Below are 15,548 nucleotides of genomic sequence, written 5' to 3'. Positions count from 1 at the left end.
TCGTGAATCAGCGGCGCCACCGCCGGGTGGCGACACAGGAGCAGGCCTGATCAGCCCTGGTGCTTGAGGATGTAGTCGGCAGCGTCGCCGACGGTCTTGAGGTTCTTGACGTCCTCGTCGGGGATCTTCACGTCGAAGCGCTCCTCGGCGGCGACGACGACCTCGACCATGGACAGCGAGTCGACGTCCAGGTCGTCGGTGAAGGACTTGTCCAGCTGGACGTCCTCGACCGGGATCCCGGCGATCTCGTTGACGATCTCGGCGAGACCGGTGACGATCTCTTCCTGAGTGGCGGCCATGTTGGCGCTCCTTCGGTGTTTATCTGCAGGGTTCGGACGTCCGGGCCTAAAAGGCCTGGTGTGCCTAGGGGAGGGTAACGACCGTCGCGGCGTAGACGAGACCCGCCCCGAAGCCGATGACGAGCGCGGTGTCGCCGCTCTTCGCCTGACCGGTCGCCAGAAGCCGCTCCATAGCGAGCGGAATCGAGGCGGCGGAGGTGTTGCCGGTGGTCTCCACGTCGCGCGCGACGGTGACGTTCTCCGGCAGCTTCAGGGTCTTCACCATCGAGTCGATGATCCGCATGTTGGCCTGGTGCGGAATGAAGACGTCCAGGTCTTCCGGGGCGATCCCGGCCGCGTCCAGCGCCTGCTGGGCGACCTTCGCCATCTCGAAGACGGCCCAGCGGAACACCGCCTGGCCCTCCTGCGTGATGGCCGGGAACTTCTCCGGGCGCTCGGCGTGGAACTCGTCCCACGCCACGGTCTGCTTGATGGTCTCGGACTTGTCGCCCTCGGAGCCCCAGATGGTGGGGCCTATGGCCGGCACCGTGGAGGGGCCGACGACGACCGCACCGGCGCCGTCGCCGAAGAGGAAGGCCGTCGCGCGGTCCTCCTTGTCGGTGAGGTCGCTGAGCCGCTCCACGCCGATGACGAGCACGTACTCAGCCGAACCCTCGACGACCATGCCCTTGGCGAGGGTCAGCCCGTAGCCGAAGCCCGCGCAGCCGGCCGAGATGTCGAAGGCGGCGGGCTTGCCCGCGCCGACCAGGTGGGCGATCTCGGTCGCGATGGCCGGGGTCTGCTTGAAGTGCGAGACGGTGGAGACGATCACGGCGCCGATCTGATCGGGCCTGATCCCGGAGTCCGCGATGGCCTTGCCGGACGCCTCGACGGACATCGCGGCCACGGTCTCCCCCTCGGAGGCCCAGTGGCGGGTGGCGATGCCGGAGCGCGTACGGATCCACTCGTCGGACGAGTCGATCGTTTCGAGGATCACCTCGTTGGGCACGACACGGGTCGGGCGGTAGCCACCGACACCCATGATCCGTGCGTACGGGGCGCCCTGGCTGGGCTTGATCTTCGACATTCTCTCGGGCTCCTTAGGCGTCTGCGTGCTCGGAGATGAGCGCGCGGGCCGCGTCGAGGTCGTCGGGGGTCTTGAGCGCGAGTGTCCGGACACCGGGCAGCGCGCGCTTGGCGAGACCCGTGAGGGTGCCACCGGGGCAGGCCTCGATGAGAGCCGTGACGCCCAACTCCTTGAAGGTCTCCATGCAGAGGTCCCAGCGGACCGGGTTGGCCACCTGGCCGACCAGCCGGGAGATGACCTCGTCGCCGGTGGCGACGGCCTTCCCGTCGGCGTTCGAGACATATGTCACGGTCGGATCGGCGGGCGTCAGCTCCGCGGCGGCCTCGCGCAGCCGGTCGACGGCGGGGGCCATGTGGCTCGTGTGGAAGGCGCCGGCGACCTTGAGGGGCACCACGCGGCGCACGCCCTCGGGCTTGTCCTCGACCAGCGCGGCGATCTGCGCGGCGGTGCCCGCGGCGACGATCTGGCCGGCCCCGTTGACGTTCGCCGGGGTCAGTCCGAGCTTCTCCAGGTGCGCGACCGACACGTCCGGGTCGCCGCCCAGCAGCGCCGCCATGCCGGTCTCGGTGACCGCCGCGGCCTCGGCCATGGCGAGCCCACGGGTCCGTACGAGACGCAGCGCGGCCTCGTCGCCGATGACTCCGGCGAGGGCTGCGGCAGTGATCTCGCCAACGCTGTGACCTGCGACGACGTTCGGCGACGCGTCGAGCGCGGCGGCGGACAGCAGACCTGCGGCCACCAGCAGCGGCTGCGCCACCGAGGTGTCACGGATCTCGTCCGCGTCGGCCTTGGTGCCGTAGTGGGCGAGGTCGAGCCCGATGGCGTCGGACCAGGCCGCGATGCGGTCGGCGGCACCGGGGAGGTCGAGCCAGGGAGTCAGGAAGCCGGGCGTCTGAGCGCCTTGGCCGGGAGCGACGAGTACGAGCACACTCACACTCTCTCTTGTGAACGGTCCGGAACACCCGTGGGGACAGGGACGAAGAACCGTATGGGGAATTGTTGATGTCCGACAAAAGTCTAGGACTGAGGATCTCTCGCGGCCAAGCGCCCCAGGATCAGGGCGATCCGCAGCGTGAACGCCGAGCGAACGTCGGACGGTGACCATCCGGTGACGTCTGTCACACGTCGGAGCCGGTAGCGCACGGTGTTCGGGTGGACGAAGAGCATCCTGGCCGCGCCTTCCAGGCTGCTCGCCTGCTCCAGATACACGCTCAGCGTTTCCAGGAGCGCGGAGCCCGCTTCTTCCAGCGGTCTGTAGATCTCCTCCACCAATTGGTCCCGTGCGGCGGGGTCGCCCGCCATCGCGCGCTCCGGCAGCAGATCGTCGGCGAGCACCGGCCGCGGGGCGTCCTGCCAGGCACCGCACGCCTTGAGTCCGGCGGCGGCGGCCTGCGCGGACCGGGTGGCCGCCAGCAGGTCGGGCACCACGGGCCCGGCGACGACGGGCCCCGCCGCGTACGGGCCGATCAGCGCCTTCGCGACATGCAGCGGGTTGTCGCTGCCGCCCGCGATGACGACCAGGCGGTTGCCGAGCACTCCGGTCAGCACCTGGAGCTTCGCGTGCCGGGCGGCCCGCCTGATCGCCTCCACGGTCAGCTCGCTGTCGCCGTCCGGGGCGGTGCCGAGCACCACGCAGACGTGCTCGGGGGAGTTCCAGCCGAGCGCCGCGGCGCGTGACACGGCGCCCTCGTCGGCCTCGCCGGACAGCACCGCGTTCACCACGAGCGATTCCAGCCGGGCGTCCCAGGCGCCGCGCGCCTCGGCGGCCTGCGCGTACACCTGGGCGGTCGCGAAGGCGATCTCCCGGGCGTAGACGAGCAGCGCCTCGCGCAGCACCGACTCGTCGCCGGGCGCGGCGACCTCCTCGATCGCGGCCTCCATGACCTCGATCGTCGTCCGCACCATCTCGACGGTCTGCCGCAGGGTGATCGCCCGGGTCAGCTCGCGCGGAGCCGTGCCGAACACATCGGTGGAGATGGCCTGCGGGGTCTCCGGATGCCGGAACCACTCGGTGAACGCCGCGATACCGGCCTGGGCCACCAGGCCGATCCAGGACCGGTTCTCCGGTGGCATCGCCCGGTACCACGGCAGCGACTCGTCCATGCGGGCAATCGCGTTCGCGGCGAGCCGGCCGGAGGACTGTTCCAGGCGTTTCAGGGTCGCGGCATGCAGGTGGGCGGCGTTCGCATCGGGATGCTCAGGATCGGGTCGGGGCACGGAGACAAGATTGCCTTATCGGACCACGGGCACGGTGGGCCGGGGCGACCGCGGGTCGTACCGGCGGGTAGCGGCGCGCGGGTCGCGGGGGCGCCGCGCCCGGCTACCGTGGGCAGGTGATTTCCGTACACCGCGCCGAAGACCGTTTCCTGGGCGGGGACCAGGACGCCGGCATCCTGTCCCGGCACGCCTTCTCCTTCGGCAGCTTCTACGACCCGGACAATCTGCGCTTCGGCGCGATCCTGGCCTGCAACGCGGAGCGGCTGGCGCCCGGCGCGGGTTTCGACGAACACCCCCACAGCCATACGGAGATCGTCACCTGGGTCGTCGAGGGCGAGCTGACCCACCGCGACTCCACCGGTCACGCCACGGTCGTACGGCCCGGTGACCTCCAGCACCTCAGTGCCGCCTCCGGCGTGCGCCATGTCGAACGCAACGACGGCGACGATCCGCTGACGTTCGTTCAGATGTGGCTGGCCCCGCTCGAACCGGGCGGCGAACCCTCGTACACGATCGTCCCCGGCGTCGCCGACTCCACCCCGTACGCCCTCCCGGCGGCCGGTGCGATGCTGCATGTGCGCAGGCTGGGCGCGGGGGAGCGCGCGGCGGTGCCCAACGCGGCGCGGGTGTACGTCCATGTGGTGGCCGGGGGCGTACGGATCGGCGACGAGGAACTGGAGCCGGGCGACTCGGTGCGGATCACCGGCGAGGAGGGGCTGGAGCTGGTGGCGGCCGGAACGGCCGAGGTGCTGATCTGGGAACTGTCGGCCTGACCTGGGCCCTGTCGGCCTAAGGGCTGTCCGGCGGATCAGGGTCGGACAGACCCTGGCGGCCGTCGTCCCGGCGCCACATCGACCACATCGGCGGCCCGGCGCGGAACGTCATCTCCTCGTGCACGGCGAAGCCGTGCCGCTGATAGAAGGTGAGATTGCGGCGGTTGCTGGACTCCAGGAAGACCGGCCGCCCGTCCGCGTCCGCCCGCTCCAGCAGCCCGCCGAGCACCCGCGCCCCGCGCCCCGTGCCGCGCGCGTCCGCGCGGGTGCCGATGTACTCGACGTACCAGTGCTCGGGACCGGCCGGATGGCGATGCTCCATGGTGAACAACCTCCCGGCGGTACGCGGGAGTTGAGCCCGTCCCGCCCGCAGGAGCGGGCCCGCGTTGCGCAGCAGGTACGTCACCGGCAGCTTCCACTTCCCGGGCTCCGCCCACACCGCCGCGACCGTGCGCTCCGGGTCGGTCCACACCCGGCCGGCCGGGATCTGCTGGGCCAGGTGCGCGGTGAACAGCAGCCGCAGCCGCCGGTCCCGGTCGCGAGGCATCAGCCACGTCCAGACGGGGTCCTCGGCATAGGCGCCGGCGAGCACGGAGGCGAGCGCGGGGACGTCGGCGGCGGTAGCGCGGACTATGTCGGCCATGGCCGAGGAGGGTAGCGGGTTCCCGGGCTGCCGGACCCCGTCCCGCACAGGATGCGTCGAGCGGTCACGTCGGCCATGGGTGTCGGTCCGGCGAGCCGGCCGATTCTGCCCTCGTGTACCTGGCCCGCACCGCGTGTTCCACGTAGTCATGGAGGGGATGAACCCCGTGCACCCCTCCGGAAGGCTTCTGATGCGCGCACGCGACTCCGACCGCGCCCTCGGCGGCGGCACCCGCGATTCCGCTCGCGCGCGTACGCCGGAGAGGAGCCCGGACGCGAGGGAGTTCCCCGCACACACAATGATCGAACCGCTCGTCTGACGAAGGGGGCCGGGGACGACGGCCAGTCGTCCCCGACCCCCTGGGCCGTACGGATGTGTCGCGGCGGTGTCAGACGAGCCCGTCCACGAAGGACCGCCAGGCGGCGGCCCCGATCATCAGGACCGGCCCGTCGGGGTTCTTGCTGTCGCGGACGGGTACGGAGCAGGGGAGGCCGTCGATTACTTCGAGGCACTCGCCGCCGGTGCTTCCGCTGAAACTGGACTTGCGCCATGCGGCACCGCCGGTGACGGTGCACTCGACACAGTCGCCGCCGGTGTTTCCGCTGTAACTGGACTTACGCCACTGCGCGTTCTTCAAGTCGCGGCTGGTTCCCATAACGCTCCTCCATCACGCGGGCGATCAACGCCGCCGACGCCTCGACGGAGAGGGCAGCGGCCTGCAAGCGAGCGTATCGGAGCGCGGCTTCCCGAATGGTGTCGGGGCAGGCGGTCATATGCCCGGAGATGAGGTCCTCCGTGTAGATGATGTCCGGGTCCTTGTCGAAGCGCATGAGGGTGAAGGACCCATCCAGGCTGGCGTGTTCACCAGCCGCGAAGGGCAGCACCTGGATTTCCGTCCAGCGGCGATTGGTGCGGTCCAACAGGCGGGCAAGTTGGTTCCGCATGACCTCGGGGCCGCCAATCGGCCGGTACAGTGCGGCCTCGTCGAGAATCGCTACGGTGAGCGGCGGCTGTTTCCGTTCCAAGATGCGTTGGCGCTCCATACGAGCAGCCACCAGTCCTTCGAGATCTTCAGGCAGGCCGGTGGCTAGCACCGCACGCGCGTACTCCTCTGTTTGTAACAGCCCGTAGACCAACTGCGCCTGGTACGTGGAGATGTACGTCGCGCGGGACTCCATGTCCGCGTACGGCTGGAACCAGGTCGGCAGCTGGCTGCGCAGGACCAGACCGACAAGGCGGGAGAACACGCCGTCCGTACCGAGTGCCGCGTCCACGCGCTCGGAGAAGTCGCGGGTGGGCACCTTCTTCGCGGTCTCGATCTGACCGATGAGGGAACCGGTGCAGAAGATGATGTCGCCGAGCTGACCTTGTTTGAGGCCGTGGGCCTCTCTCTGGCGGCGCAACTCCCAGCCGTAGTAATCCAGTGGGGATGCGCTCGGGTCGAGCGTATGGATGTTGGCCACGGCGGGGCACCTCCGGCGTTCAACGCCTCGCGGCGTTCGTTTCCGTACGTAGCCGAGCGTAACCAAACCGCTGCACGCTGGTGACATGAATCACGTAACTGCTCCGCCACCGGACAGCGTGGAACCGACCTATCACGCCGACTTCGCGGTGGGTGAGCACTCCGCACGGCATCTGCGCCGCATCCTGCACCTCTACCTCACCGGCTGGGAACTCCTCGACCTGGCCGACGCGGCGGAGTTGGCGCTGACCGAGCTGATCGCGAACGTGGTGCGGCACGTGCCCGGCCGTCGCTGTCAGACGTTCATCTTCCTGCTCCCGGCCGGGGGTGTGCGCGTCGAGGTCGCGGACGACTGTCCGGACGTGCCGAGGATGGTCGTGGGGGACGAACTCGACGAGGGCGGGCGGGGGTTGCTGCTGGTCGCCGCGCTCACCGACAGATGGGGCGTCGAGCCGCGCCGGGACGGGCGCGGCAAGACGGTGTGGTTCGAGTGCCTGGCCGCGAAGGCGGCCGACGGATGATCTCTCTCAGTGACCGGAGCGGAGCTCCGCGAGCACCGCGTCCGTGAACGGCGGCCACACCTCTGCCGCCCACGGGCCGAAGGCGCGGTCGGTGAGGGCGATGCACGCCGCGCCCGCGACCGGGTCGATCCACAGGAACGTGCCCGACTGCCCGAAGTGCCCGAAGGTCGCGGGTGACGAGGAAGTGCCCGTCCAGTGCGGCGACTTGGAGTCGCGGATCTCGAAGCCGAGCCCCCAGTCGTTGGGGTTCTGGTGGCCGTAGCCCGGCAGTACGCCCTTCAGGCCCGGGTGTACGACGGTCTGCGCGGCCAGCACCGTGTGCGGGTCGAGCAGCTGGGGCACCTGCACCTCCGCCGCGAACCGTACGAGGTCGTCGACGGTCGAGACGCCGTCCTTGGCGGGCGAGCCGTCCACCGCGGTCGCCGTCATCCCGAGCGGTTCCAGCACCGCCTGGCGCACGTACTCGGGGAACGGGATGTCGGTGGCCTTGGCGATGTGGTCGCCGAGCACCTCGAAGCCCGCGTTGGAGTAGAGCCGGCGGGTGCCGGGCGCGGCCGTCGCGCGGTGCTCGTCGAAGGCGAGCCCGCTGGTGTGCGCGAGCAGGTGCCGGACGGTGGACCCCTCCGGCCCGGCCGGCTCGTCGAGCTCGACCGCGCCCTCCTCGTACGCCACCAGCGCCGCGTAGGCCGCAATCGGCTTGGTGACGGAGGCGAGCGGGAAACGGTGCGCGGTCGGGCCGTGCGTACCGAGAACGGTGCCGTCCGCTCGTACGACGGCAGCCGCCGCGGTGGGGACGGGCCAGTTGTCGATCATTGCCAGGCTGTGCATGCGTACGAGCCTAAACCCGTCCCCGGTTGCGCTTGCTTCGAGTGCACTCCAAGGTTCTAGCGTGGAGGGCATGACGGTGATGGAGAGCACTTCGACGAAGGTGGACGTCTGCGCCTCGGCCCCGCAGGCGCATCCGCGTCCCGAGGGTCAGGACCGGTACACCATCAGTGAGGTCGCGGCCTTCACCGGGCTCACCGCGCACACCCTGCGCTGGTACGAGCGGATCGGGCTGATGCCGCATGTCGACCGGTCCCACACCGGCCAGCGCCGTTTCACCAACCGCGATCTGGACTGGCTGGCCTTCGTCGGCAAGCTGCGGCTGACCGGGATGCCGGTCGCCGACATGGTCCGGTACGCGGAGCTGCTGCGCGAGGGCGAGCACACCTTCGAGGAACGGCAGGAGCTGCTGGAGGCGACCCGCCGCGACGTGAGGACGCGGATCGCGGAGCTCCAGGACACCCTGGCCGTGCTCGACCACAAGATCGACTTCTATGCGAGCGCCCGACGGGCGCCGGAAAGGCCCAGTGCCTGATGTCTGACGACAAGATCACCACCGTCGAGCTCGGCAACGGCGGCCCGCAGGTCGGCGTGCAGGGACTCGGCTGCATGGGCATGAGCGAGTTCTACGGCGACACCGATGAACCTTCCGCCCGCGAGACGCTGGAGACGGCGCTGGCGGCGGGCGTCACCCTCTTCGACACCGCGGACGTGTACGGCCTCGGCGCCAACGAGACCTTCCTCGCCCCGTTCGTCGGGGCGCACCGGGACGAGATCACGCTCGCCACGAAGTTCGCCATAGAGCGCAAGGGCGACGACCCGCGCTACCGGGGAGTGCGCAACGACCCCGCGTACATCCGTCAGGCTGTCGAGGACAGCCTGCGACGGCTGAACACCGAGGTCATCGACCTCTACTACATGCACCGCCGCGACCCGGGCGTCCCGCTGGCCGAGTCCGTCGGCGCGATGGCCGAGCTGGTCCAGCAGGGCAAGGTCAAGCAGCTCGGGCTGAGCGAGGTGACCGGCGCGGAGCTGCGCGAGGCGTACGCGGTGCACCCGATCGCGGCCCTCCAGTCCGAGTGGTCGCTCTTCAGCCGGGACGTCGAGCGCAGCGCCGTACCGGCCGCCGTCGAGCTCGGGGTGACCTTCGTGCCGTACTCGCCGCTCGGCCGGGGGTTCCTGACCGGGGCGTTCACGGACGCTTCCAAGGAGCTGTCGGAGGGCGACTTCCGGCAGTTCCAGCCCCGCTTCACCGGCGACAACGCGAAGAGGAACGCCGCCCTGCTGGATCCCGTCCACAAGATCGCGGCGGCGCACGGTGCGTCGGCCGCTCAGGTGGCGCTCGCCTGGGTGCAGCAGCGGGCCCAGGTGCACGGGCTGACCGTGGTGCCGATCCCGGGCACCCGCAAGAGCAGCCGGCTGCTGGAGAACGTGGCCGCCACCCGGCTCACGCTGACCGACGGGGAGCTGGCACAGCTGGAGCCGATCGCGGGACTGGTGGCCGGGGACCGGTACCCGGACATGAGCTCGACGTCCGCCGCGCGCGAGTAGCCGGCCCGGGGCGGGGCAGCCGCCCCGGGCTCACCGCGCCTCCGTCCCGGACTCACCGCGCCTCCTGGTCGTGGCTCACCGCGCCTTCCCCTCGGTGATCGCGGCGAAGGCGCGGAGCGAGTCCGTGCCCGGGGCGAAGTAGCCGGTGTGCCCGTGGGCGTCGTCGGCCGGGACGCGGCGTGCGCCGAACTCCGGGGCGGCCGGGTCGGGGCCGTGGCCGAGCCCCGCCACCTCGACGTTCGGCACCTTGCCGATCCAGTCCGTGGCGTCCTTCGCGGCCCAGACCCGGGCGCCGGTGCGCAGATCGCCGACGTCGTCCGCGCGCATCCCGGGCGAGCCGAGGACGACCAGATCCGTGGCGCGCAGCCGGGACGCGGCGAGCCCGCACACGACGGAGCCGTAGCTGTGGCAGAACACGGCGGGCGCGGGCACGCCGTCGGCCGCGAGGCCGTCCGTGAACCGGGCCAGCCGGTCCGCCCCCGCCTCGGCGAGCGAGCCCGTCGCGGCATCGATGCCGAGGCCCACGGGGGTGGTGTACCCGGCCCAGGCGATGACGGCACTGCCGGGCCCGGTGCGGGCGTACAGGGCCTTCGCCATGCCGGCCGGAGTGCCGTACACATCCTTCGTACGGTCGAAGGTTCCGGCGTCGATGTCCGAGCCCGGCACCACGACCGCGACATGACGCGCGGTGCGCAGGTCCCCGAAGACCTCGGCGACCTGACCGCGTCCGCGCGGGTCGAACGCGAGGATCTGTCGCCCGCGGCCCTCTCCGAGGCGGGCGTACCGGGGATCGTGACCGGCCCGCAGGGAAAGGGCGTTGGCCCGGTAGCGCAACTCGACCGGGGCACCGTCCAGATTGCCGACGACGAGCGGATGGCGTACGACCAGGGCCTGTTGCTGCGCCTCGGTCAACCCCCGGAAGAACTGGCCCACTTCGGCCGGTGTGCTCCGCCCGGGATCGGGCAGCTCCCGCCCCAGCGCGTGATCCGCGCGCCAGGCCGCGATGCCCGGGGGCGGCCCGGTGAGGGCCTGCTGGGCATTCTCGGACGCCCACCCGGCCGTCCCCGTCACCACGGTGGTGGCCAGTGCGACGGCGACCAGGGTCCTCGCGTAACGGCGCATCCCGTCGTCCTCCCTCTCCGGCTGATCCGGCTCCCGCACGCCATGCGGCGCGACGGAGAGGAAGGTAGGGAGAGGGCGGGCCCGGGGACGTCACACCAGGGGGCCAAGTGCCAGGTCATACCGGGGTAGGGCGTAGGGGGTCCGGGCAGACGGGTACCGGAGGATTCGAAAGCCTGCCGGTTCGCCTCCCCCCCCGGGGGCGTCGGTCTACGGTATGGCAATGCTTATGCGAGGGGTGCATCCGTGATATTTGTTGTCATTATTTCCGCCGTTCTCATAGTGGGCGGTATTGCCTATATCGTCCATCTTTTTCACCGCGACCAGGAGATTCGGTCGAAGGGGCGGGATATCCGGGCCCTGGTGGAGGACGTCCGTTACATCAGTTCGAATGACGGCGGATCCGCCAATATAAAATACCGGCTTTCCTGGCGCGAGGACGGTGTGGTCAAGCAGGTGGAAGGCAGTGACACCATTTCCGCCTTCTACTCGTCGAAGGTGCAGAAAGGCTGCGAGATCGATATCAAGTACCTGGATGACAACCACATTTTGTTTGTCTTCGATAAGTAGATGCTGTGGGGAACGGGTGCCGGGGGATGGAAGGCGGATAAAGGAAACGACATCACCCCTCGCCGGGCACCACCACTCCCGCCTCGTACGCGAAGATCACCGCCTGCGCCCGGTCCCGCAGGTCCAGCTTGGCCAGCACCCGGCCGATGTGCGTCTTCACCGTCTGCTCGGCCAGCACCAGCTTCCTCGCGATCTCCTGGTTGGACAGGCCCCGCGCGATCAGCTCCAGCACCTCCGTCTCGCGCGGAGTCAGCCCGTTCAGCCGCAGTGACTGGCCGCTCCGGGTGGCCCCGGTCGGGCCCTGCCGGGCGAAGTCCGCGATCAGACGGCGTGTCACGGACGGCGCGAGCAGCGCCTCGCCCGCCGCGACCACCCGCACCGCCGAGATCAGATCCGCGGGCGGCGCGTCCTTCAGCAGGAAGCCGGACGCCCCGGCGCGCAGCGCCTCGTACACGTAGTCGTCCACGTCGAACGTGGTGAGCATCAGGACCTTCGGCCGGTGCACCACCCCCACCGGCGGGTTCAGCAGCTCGCGGGCCGCCGCCAGGCCGTCCATCTCGGGCATCCGGACATCCATCAGGACCACGTCCGGGTGGACGCGCCTGCTGACATCGATGCTCTGGCGTCCGTCCGGTGCCTCGCCGACCACATCGATGTCGCTCTGCGCCGAGAGCAGCGCCGCGAACCCCGCCCGCACCATGGCCTGGTCGTCGACGATGATCACGCGGATGGTCAAGAGTCCTCCGAGGCCTTGGGCGTAACAGGGGTCAGGGGCAGTCGCGCGGCCACCCGGAAGCCGCCGTCGGGCAGCGGTCCGGTGTCCAGCGTGCCGCCCGTCAACCGTACGCGTTCGCGCATACCGACCAGGCCGTGCCCCGTCCCGGTCGTCTCCAGCGGCGAATCGGGCTGTTCCGCCCGGTCGTTGACCACCAGGACGGTCAGATGCGCGCCGTCGGACGTGATCGATATCCGGGTCCGCGCACCGGGCGCGTGCCGGATCACGTTCGCCAGTGCCTCCTGCACGATCCGGTACGCCGACACATCCACCGCCTGCGGTACGTCCGGCAGTTGAGCGGAGAGCGACAGCTCGGCCGGCAGCCCCGCCCGTACCGTCGCCTCCACCAGCTGCTGCACCCGGTCGAGCCCCGGCTGCGGTGCCCGCTCGCCCTCCGTGCCGTCGCTGCGCAGCACCGCGAGCAGCCGCCGCATCTCCGTCAGCGACTCCCGCGCGCTCGCCGCGATCACCCCGAACTCCTCGCGCGCCTGCTCGGACAGCCCGCTGATCCGGTAGGGCGCGGAGTCGGCCTGGACCGTGATCACGGACATGTGGTGCGCGACCACGTCGTGCAGCTCACGGGCGATCCTGGTGCGCTCCTCCAGCAGCGTGCGCTGCGCCCGCTCGGCCTCGCTGATGGTCTCCTGCTCGGCGAGTCGGCGCTGTGCGTCGCCCCGTTCCCGTATCACCGCACCGATCACCATGAGCACGGCGCCGAGCGCCGGGAGCAGTGCCGAGGTGCCGTTGCTGCGGTCCGTGGTGGTCAGGTGCAGGACCAGGCTCGCCGCGGCCGTCAGCGCCCACACGGAGACCACGGTCCGCCGGGTCTCGCGCAGGGCCACCGCCAGCATCAGGAAGAGGTAGCAGATCAGCGTGGGCGGCGGCCACGGCCAGATGCCCTGCGGCGGGTCCGGGTACACGAGCAGTACCAGCGCCCCCAGGATGTCGGCGGGAAAGATGATCCACCACGCCTGCAGCGGGCGGTGCGCCAGCATCAGGAGCGGCACCGTCTGGGTGACGGCCAGGAGGCCCGCGAGCCCGTCGACCACGCCGTACTCATTGGTCAGCACATTGATCGTGATCGGGAGGAAGATCGCCGCGAGGGCGAAGACCACCACGTACGGCAGCAGCCTCCGCCACCGTTTGCGCGCGTCCGCCAGGGGAGGGACCGGGGGATGGGACGGATGGGAGAGCCCGTGGACGATCTCGCGCAGATTGCGGCGGGCGGCGCTCACCAGGCCGTCGGCGGCGGGCTGCGGGCGGGGCGGGGATGTGGTCATGGCCGCATCAGGGTAGGCAGCGGACCGGCCCGGTGGCGTCATACCCGGGTTCCGGTTCGCCGCCCGTCCCTCTCGTACGGGGGTACTACGGGCCGATCGGACCGACAGGCCACGAGGCCCTACAACTCGGCGAGCAGTTGGGCCTTCTTGGCGCTGAACTCGTCGTCCGTCACCAGACCGGCCCGGTGCAGCTCACCGAGGTGCCGGATCCGCTCCGCGATGTCCGCGGGGTCGCGCCGTCCCGGGCCCGCCAGGACGGCCGCGGGCACGGCGGCGGCGCAATGGTTCCTGCGCACCGATTCCAGTACGGCCGCGGCGAACGGCAGCGACTCGTGCACCGGGCCGTAGCCGAGACCGAAGACCACCGCGGCCGGGTCCTGATCGGCCCGGGTGGGGCGGGGCGCCACCGGCTGCGGGCACTGCACCGCGCCCGGATCCGCGACCATGCCCGCACCGCTGCTCCGGGTGGGGTCCGCGCCCGTGTCCGGTCCCGGGACCGCGCTCTCCAGGCCCCTGGGCACCAGTCGCAGATACCCCTCGAACGCCTCCGGCGAGCGCCACTCGACACCGCTCAGTTCCGTCACCGGAAACGTCTGGTCGCCGGCCTTCCACTTCGCCGTGGAGGCGCCCGTCCAGAACCAGCGGAAGGAGACCCGGTGCCCGTCGAAGCCGGCCCGGCCGTCGTACGCCTTGAACTGCATCGGCGCCTCGGGCGCCGCGACCAGGAACCGTTCGGCGGGCTCCGCAGCGTCGGGGCCCAGCCGGGCGCGCAGTTCGTCCGCGTAGTACTCGGCCAGCGTCTCGCGCTCGGCGGGGAGCACCAGCCGGTACGGATCGCAGCCGTCCTTCAGCTGGCCCGCCGCGGCCTCGACCAACGGGTCGGCACCCCGTCTCGGCACGGCACGCAGGACCACCGTGCCCCGCTTGCCCGGGGTCAGCGTCACCGACGACAGCGCCGCGTGCGGGACGCGTCGTTCACGAAGGCTCTGGAAGAGCTTCGGCGTGCGGATTCCCCGTTCGAAGCGGATGAGCACGGAGTCGGTGTCGAACTCCCAGGTGGCATGAATTCCGGCCAGCACATCACCCATGTGCCTCATCGTATGCGGCACTTGCCTCGTACGTCCCCCCTCGGAGCAGGCTGCGGTCGATGGTCCGCACGGCCCCTGCGCCCGTCAGATGCCCTGGCTTCCGGTGATTCGTTCGTGGCAGCCGCTGTCGGAGACCGCGCAGCTCACCGATTCGTAGGCGCCCACGCCGATGGCGGCGAAGTTGCCGAGGCTCTCGGTACCCGGCTCGAAATAGCCGCTGTGTCCGACCGCGTCGCCCGCCGAGACGATGCGCGCGCCGAAGCCCGGGTCGACCGGGTCGGCCCCGTGGCCCAGGCCGCCGAGCTCCAGGTTCGGTACGTCCTCGATCCAGTCGTCGCGGTCCCGCATCGCCCACACCCTGGCTCCGGTGTGCAACTGCGCGGCGTTCTCCACCCGCATGCCGGGGCTGCCGGCCACCGCGATGTCGCCGACCCTGGAGGGCAGTTCATGTGCGGCGACCCCGCACAGCACCGAGCCGTAGCTGTGGCAGAACAGCGAGACCGGGGCGTCCCCGGGCAGCGCGCCCACCAGCGCGTTCAGCCGCACCGCCCCGCGCTCGGCGAGGTTGCCCAGGGCCGCGTCCATGCCGATACCGGCGGGCGTGGTGTAGTCGGCCCAGGCGATGACGGCGGTACGGGTGCCGGGGCGGGCGGCGCGCTCCGCCGCGTACAGCGACTTCGCCATGCCGACCGGGGCGGCGTTCACCTTGGGCGCGGGCCGCTCCAGCGTCAGCAGATTGGTGTCGACGCCGGGGACGATCACGGAGATCCGGTCGGCCCGGTCGAGACTGCCGAACACCTCCGCGGCGCGGCCCTTCCCGGACGGGTCGAAGGCGAGGAAGTGGCGACCGCGGTCGAGCATCGAGTCGAAGCGGTTCATCCGGCGGACCGCCTCGGCGCGGCCGTCGGGGGAGAGCCGCACATCGTGCATGCGCCGCCGCTCGACCTGCCGCGCCTGCACCACGGCCAGCCGATTGGCGCGGTAGCGCAGGGTGACCGGGGCGCCGTTCAAATTGCCCACGACCAAGGGGTACTTGTCGGCCAGTCCGGCGCGCTGCGCGGCCGTGAGCGCGGCGAAGAAATGGGCCAGCCGGTACGGCGGCGCGTCGGCGTCCGGCAGCGCATGACCCGCTACCCGGCCCCGCGCCCAGGCGGCGAGTGCGACGGTGCGTGGCTCGTCGGAGTGTTGATGACGTACGGCGGTCCAGCCAGTGGTCGCCAGCATCACGAACACGACCGCGACGGCGAGCAGTGCGCGCCAAGCGGTGAGCGTGGGGGAGGAGTCGAAGGAAGTCACTCCAGCCCACATTAGGAGACGCGCGACGGCAGCCGTGAAGAGGGTGACGCACATCACTCGGCT

General features: G+C 70.8%; 18 protein-coding genes. 5 read left to right on the top strand and 13 right to left on the bottom strand.

Translation table 11 applies throughout. The features are described from left to right. Positions 1 to 50: 50 nt before the first annotated feature. The 4 genes from ACFV8T_RS32330 to ACFV8T_RS32315 form a co-directional block, all read right to left on the bottom strand. The gene (locus ACFV8T_RS32330) at positions 51 to 299 is read right to left on the bottom strand and encodes an acyl carrier protein (protein WP_014045780.1); all 249 of its coding nucleotides are present in this window, start codon (positions 297 to 299) and stop codon (positions 51 to 53) included. 64 nt (positions 300 to 363) lie between these two features. Beyond that, positions 364 to 1,365 (bottom strand): ketoacyl-ACP synthase III, encoded by a 1,002-nt coding sequence (locus ACFV8T_RS32325; RefSeq protein ID WP_385334518.1) that lies wholly within the window; start codon positions 1,363 to 1,365, stop codon positions 364 to 366. Positions 1,366 to 1,378: 13 nt separating this feature from the next. After that, complete coding sequence (locus ACFV8T_RS32320; RefSeq protein ID WP_385334564.1) at positions 1,379 to 2,293, bottom strand: ACP S-malonyltransferase; 915 nt, start codon at positions 2,291 to 2,293, stop codon at positions 1,379 to 1,381. 89 nt (positions 2,294 to 2,382) lie between these two features. Beyond that, complete coding sequence (locus ACFV8T_RS32315; protein ID WP_266419586.1) at positions 2,383 to 3,582, bottom strand: CdaR family transcriptional regulator; 1,200 nt, start codon at positions 3,580 to 3,582, stop codon at positions 2,383 to 2,385. Positions 3,583 to 3,698: 116 nt separating this feature from the next. Between ACFV8T_RS32315 and ACFV8T_RS32310 the strand changes: the two genes are divergently transcribed. Further along, positions 3,699 to 4,355 (top strand): pirin family protein, encoded by a 657-nt coding sequence (locus ACFV8T_RS32310; protein WP_385334516.1) that lies wholly within the window; start codon positions 3,699 to 3,701, stop codon positions 4,353 to 4,355. A 16-nt stretch (positions 4,356 to 4,371) separates the two neighbouring features. Here ACFV8T_RS32310 and ACFV8T_RS32305 read toward each other — a convergent pair whose 3' ends face one another. The 3 genes from ACFV8T_RS32305 to ACFV8T_RS32295 form a co-directional block, all read right to left on the bottom strand. Beyond that, a complete protein-coding gene (locus ACFV8T_RS32305; RefSeq protein ID WP_385334514.1) occupies positions 4,372 to 4,998 on the bottom strand; it encodes a GNAT family N-acetyltransferase in 627 nt (208 codons plus the stop codon). A gap of 388 nt (positions 4,999 to 5,386) precedes the next feature. Next, positions 5,387 to 5,653, bottom strand: coding sequence for a DUF397 domain-containing protein (locus ACFV8T_RS32300; RefSeq protein WP_385334512.1), 267 nt, complete (start codon positions 5,651 to 5,653; stop codon positions 5,387 to 5,389). Continuing rightward, positions 5,613 to 6,461, bottom strand: coding sequence for a helix-turn-helix transcriptional regulator (locus ACFV8T_RS32295; RefSeq protein WP_385334510.1), 849 nt, complete (start codon positions 6,459 to 6,461; stop codon positions 5,613 to 5,615). The genes ACFV8T_RS32300 and ACFV8T_RS32295 overlap by 41 nt, the downstream gene beginning before the upstream one ends. A gap of 85 nt (positions 6,462 to 6,546) precedes the next feature. Between ACFV8T_RS32295 and ACFV8T_RS32290 the strand changes: the two genes are divergently transcribed. Further along, positions 6,547 to 6,981 (top strand): ATP-binding protein, encoded by a 435-nt coding sequence (locus ACFV8T_RS32290; RefSeq protein ID WP_385334508.1) that lies wholly within the window; start codon positions 6,547 to 6,549, stop codon positions 6,979 to 6,981. A gap of 6 nt (positions 6,982 to 6,987) precedes the next feature. Here ACFV8T_RS32290 and ACFV8T_RS32285 read toward each other — a convergent pair whose 3' ends face one another. Continuing rightward, positions 6,988 to 7,809 carry a serine hydrolase domain-containing protein gene (locus tag ACFV8T_RS32285; RefSeq protein ID WP_385334506.1) on the bottom strand — a complete coding sequence of 274 codons (822 nt, stop codon included), beginning with the start codon at positions 7,807 to 7,809 and terminating at the stop codon, positions 6,988 to 6,990. Between the two features lie 70 nt (positions 7,810 to 7,879). Between ACFV8T_RS32285 and ACFV8T_RS32280 the strand changes: the two genes are divergently transcribed. Beyond that, complete coding sequence (locus ACFV8T_RS32280; protein ID WP_385334505.1) at positions 7,880 to 8,341, top strand: MerR family transcriptional regulator; 462 nt, start codon at positions 7,880 to 7,882, stop codon at positions 8,339 to 8,341. Next, positions 8,341 to 9,357, top strand: coding sequence for an aldo/keto reductase (locus ACFV8T_RS32275; protein ID WP_385334503.1), 1,017 nt, complete (start codon positions 8,341 to 8,343; stop codon positions 9,355 to 9,357). Before ACFV8T_RS32280 ends, ACFV8T_RS32275 begins: the two co-directional genes overlap by 1 nt. Positions 9,358 to 9,432: 75 nt before the next feature. Here the strand turns inward: ACFV8T_RS32275 and ACFV8T_RS32270 are convergent, their stop codons facing one another. Then, positions 9,433 to 10,479 (bottom strand): alpha/beta hydrolase, encoded by a 1,047-nt coding sequence (locus ACFV8T_RS32270; RefSeq protein WP_385334501.1) that lies wholly within the window; start codon positions 10,477 to 10,479, stop codon positions 9,433 to 9,435. 243 nt (positions 10,480 to 10,722) lie between these two features. Between ACFV8T_RS32270 and ACFV8T_RS32265 the strand changes: the two genes are divergently transcribed. Beyond that, on the top strand, positions 10,723 to 11,046 hold the full coding sequence (locus ACFV8T_RS32265) for a hypothetical protein (RefSeq protein ID WP_385334499.1): 324 nt from the start codon (positions 10,723 to 10,725) through the stop codon (positions 11,044 to 11,046). 52 nt (positions 11,047 to 11,098) lie between these two features. On the opposite strand, the gene ACFV8T_RS32260 is transcribed toward ACFV8T_RS32265, so the two are convergent. The 4 genes from ACFV8T_RS32260 to ACFV8T_RS32245 form a co-directional block, all read right to left on the bottom strand. After that, positions 11,099 to 11,782 carry a response regulator gene (locus ACFV8T_RS32260; protein WP_385334497.1) on the bottom strand — a complete coding sequence of 228 codons (684 nt, stop codon included), beginning with the start codon at positions 11,780 to 11,782 and terminating at the stop codon, positions 11,099 to 11,101. Beyond that, a complete protein-coding gene (locus tag ACFV8T_RS32255) occupies positions 11,779 to 13,101 on the bottom strand; it encodes a sensor histidine kinase (protein WP_385334495.1) in 1,323 nt (440 codons plus the stop codon). The genes ACFV8T_RS32260 and ACFV8T_RS32255 overlap by 4 nt, the downstream gene beginning before the upstream one ends. Positions 13,102 to 13,220: 119 nt before the next feature. Continuing rightward, entirely contained in the window at positions 13,221 to 14,189 is a 969-nt protein-coding gene (locus ACFV8T_RS32250; protein WP_385334493.1) for a DUF4429 domain-containing protein, read from the bottom strand. Positions 14,190 to 14,273: 84 nt separating this feature from the next. Next, positions 14,274 to 15,485, bottom strand: coding sequence for an alpha/beta hydrolase (locus ACFV8T_RS32245; RefSeq protein WP_385334491.1), 1,212 nt, complete (start codon positions 15,483 to 15,485; stop codon positions 14,274 to 14,276). Positions 15,486 to 15,548: the final 63 nt, after the last annotated feature.

It is taken from the genome of Streptomyces sp. NPDC059832 (assembly GCF_042731715.1).
Taxonomy (GTDB): Bacteria; Actinomycetota; Actinomycetes; order Streptomycetales; family Streptomycetaceae; genus Streptomyces.
This window is presented reverse-complemented; position numbering and strand designations above follow the sequence as displayed.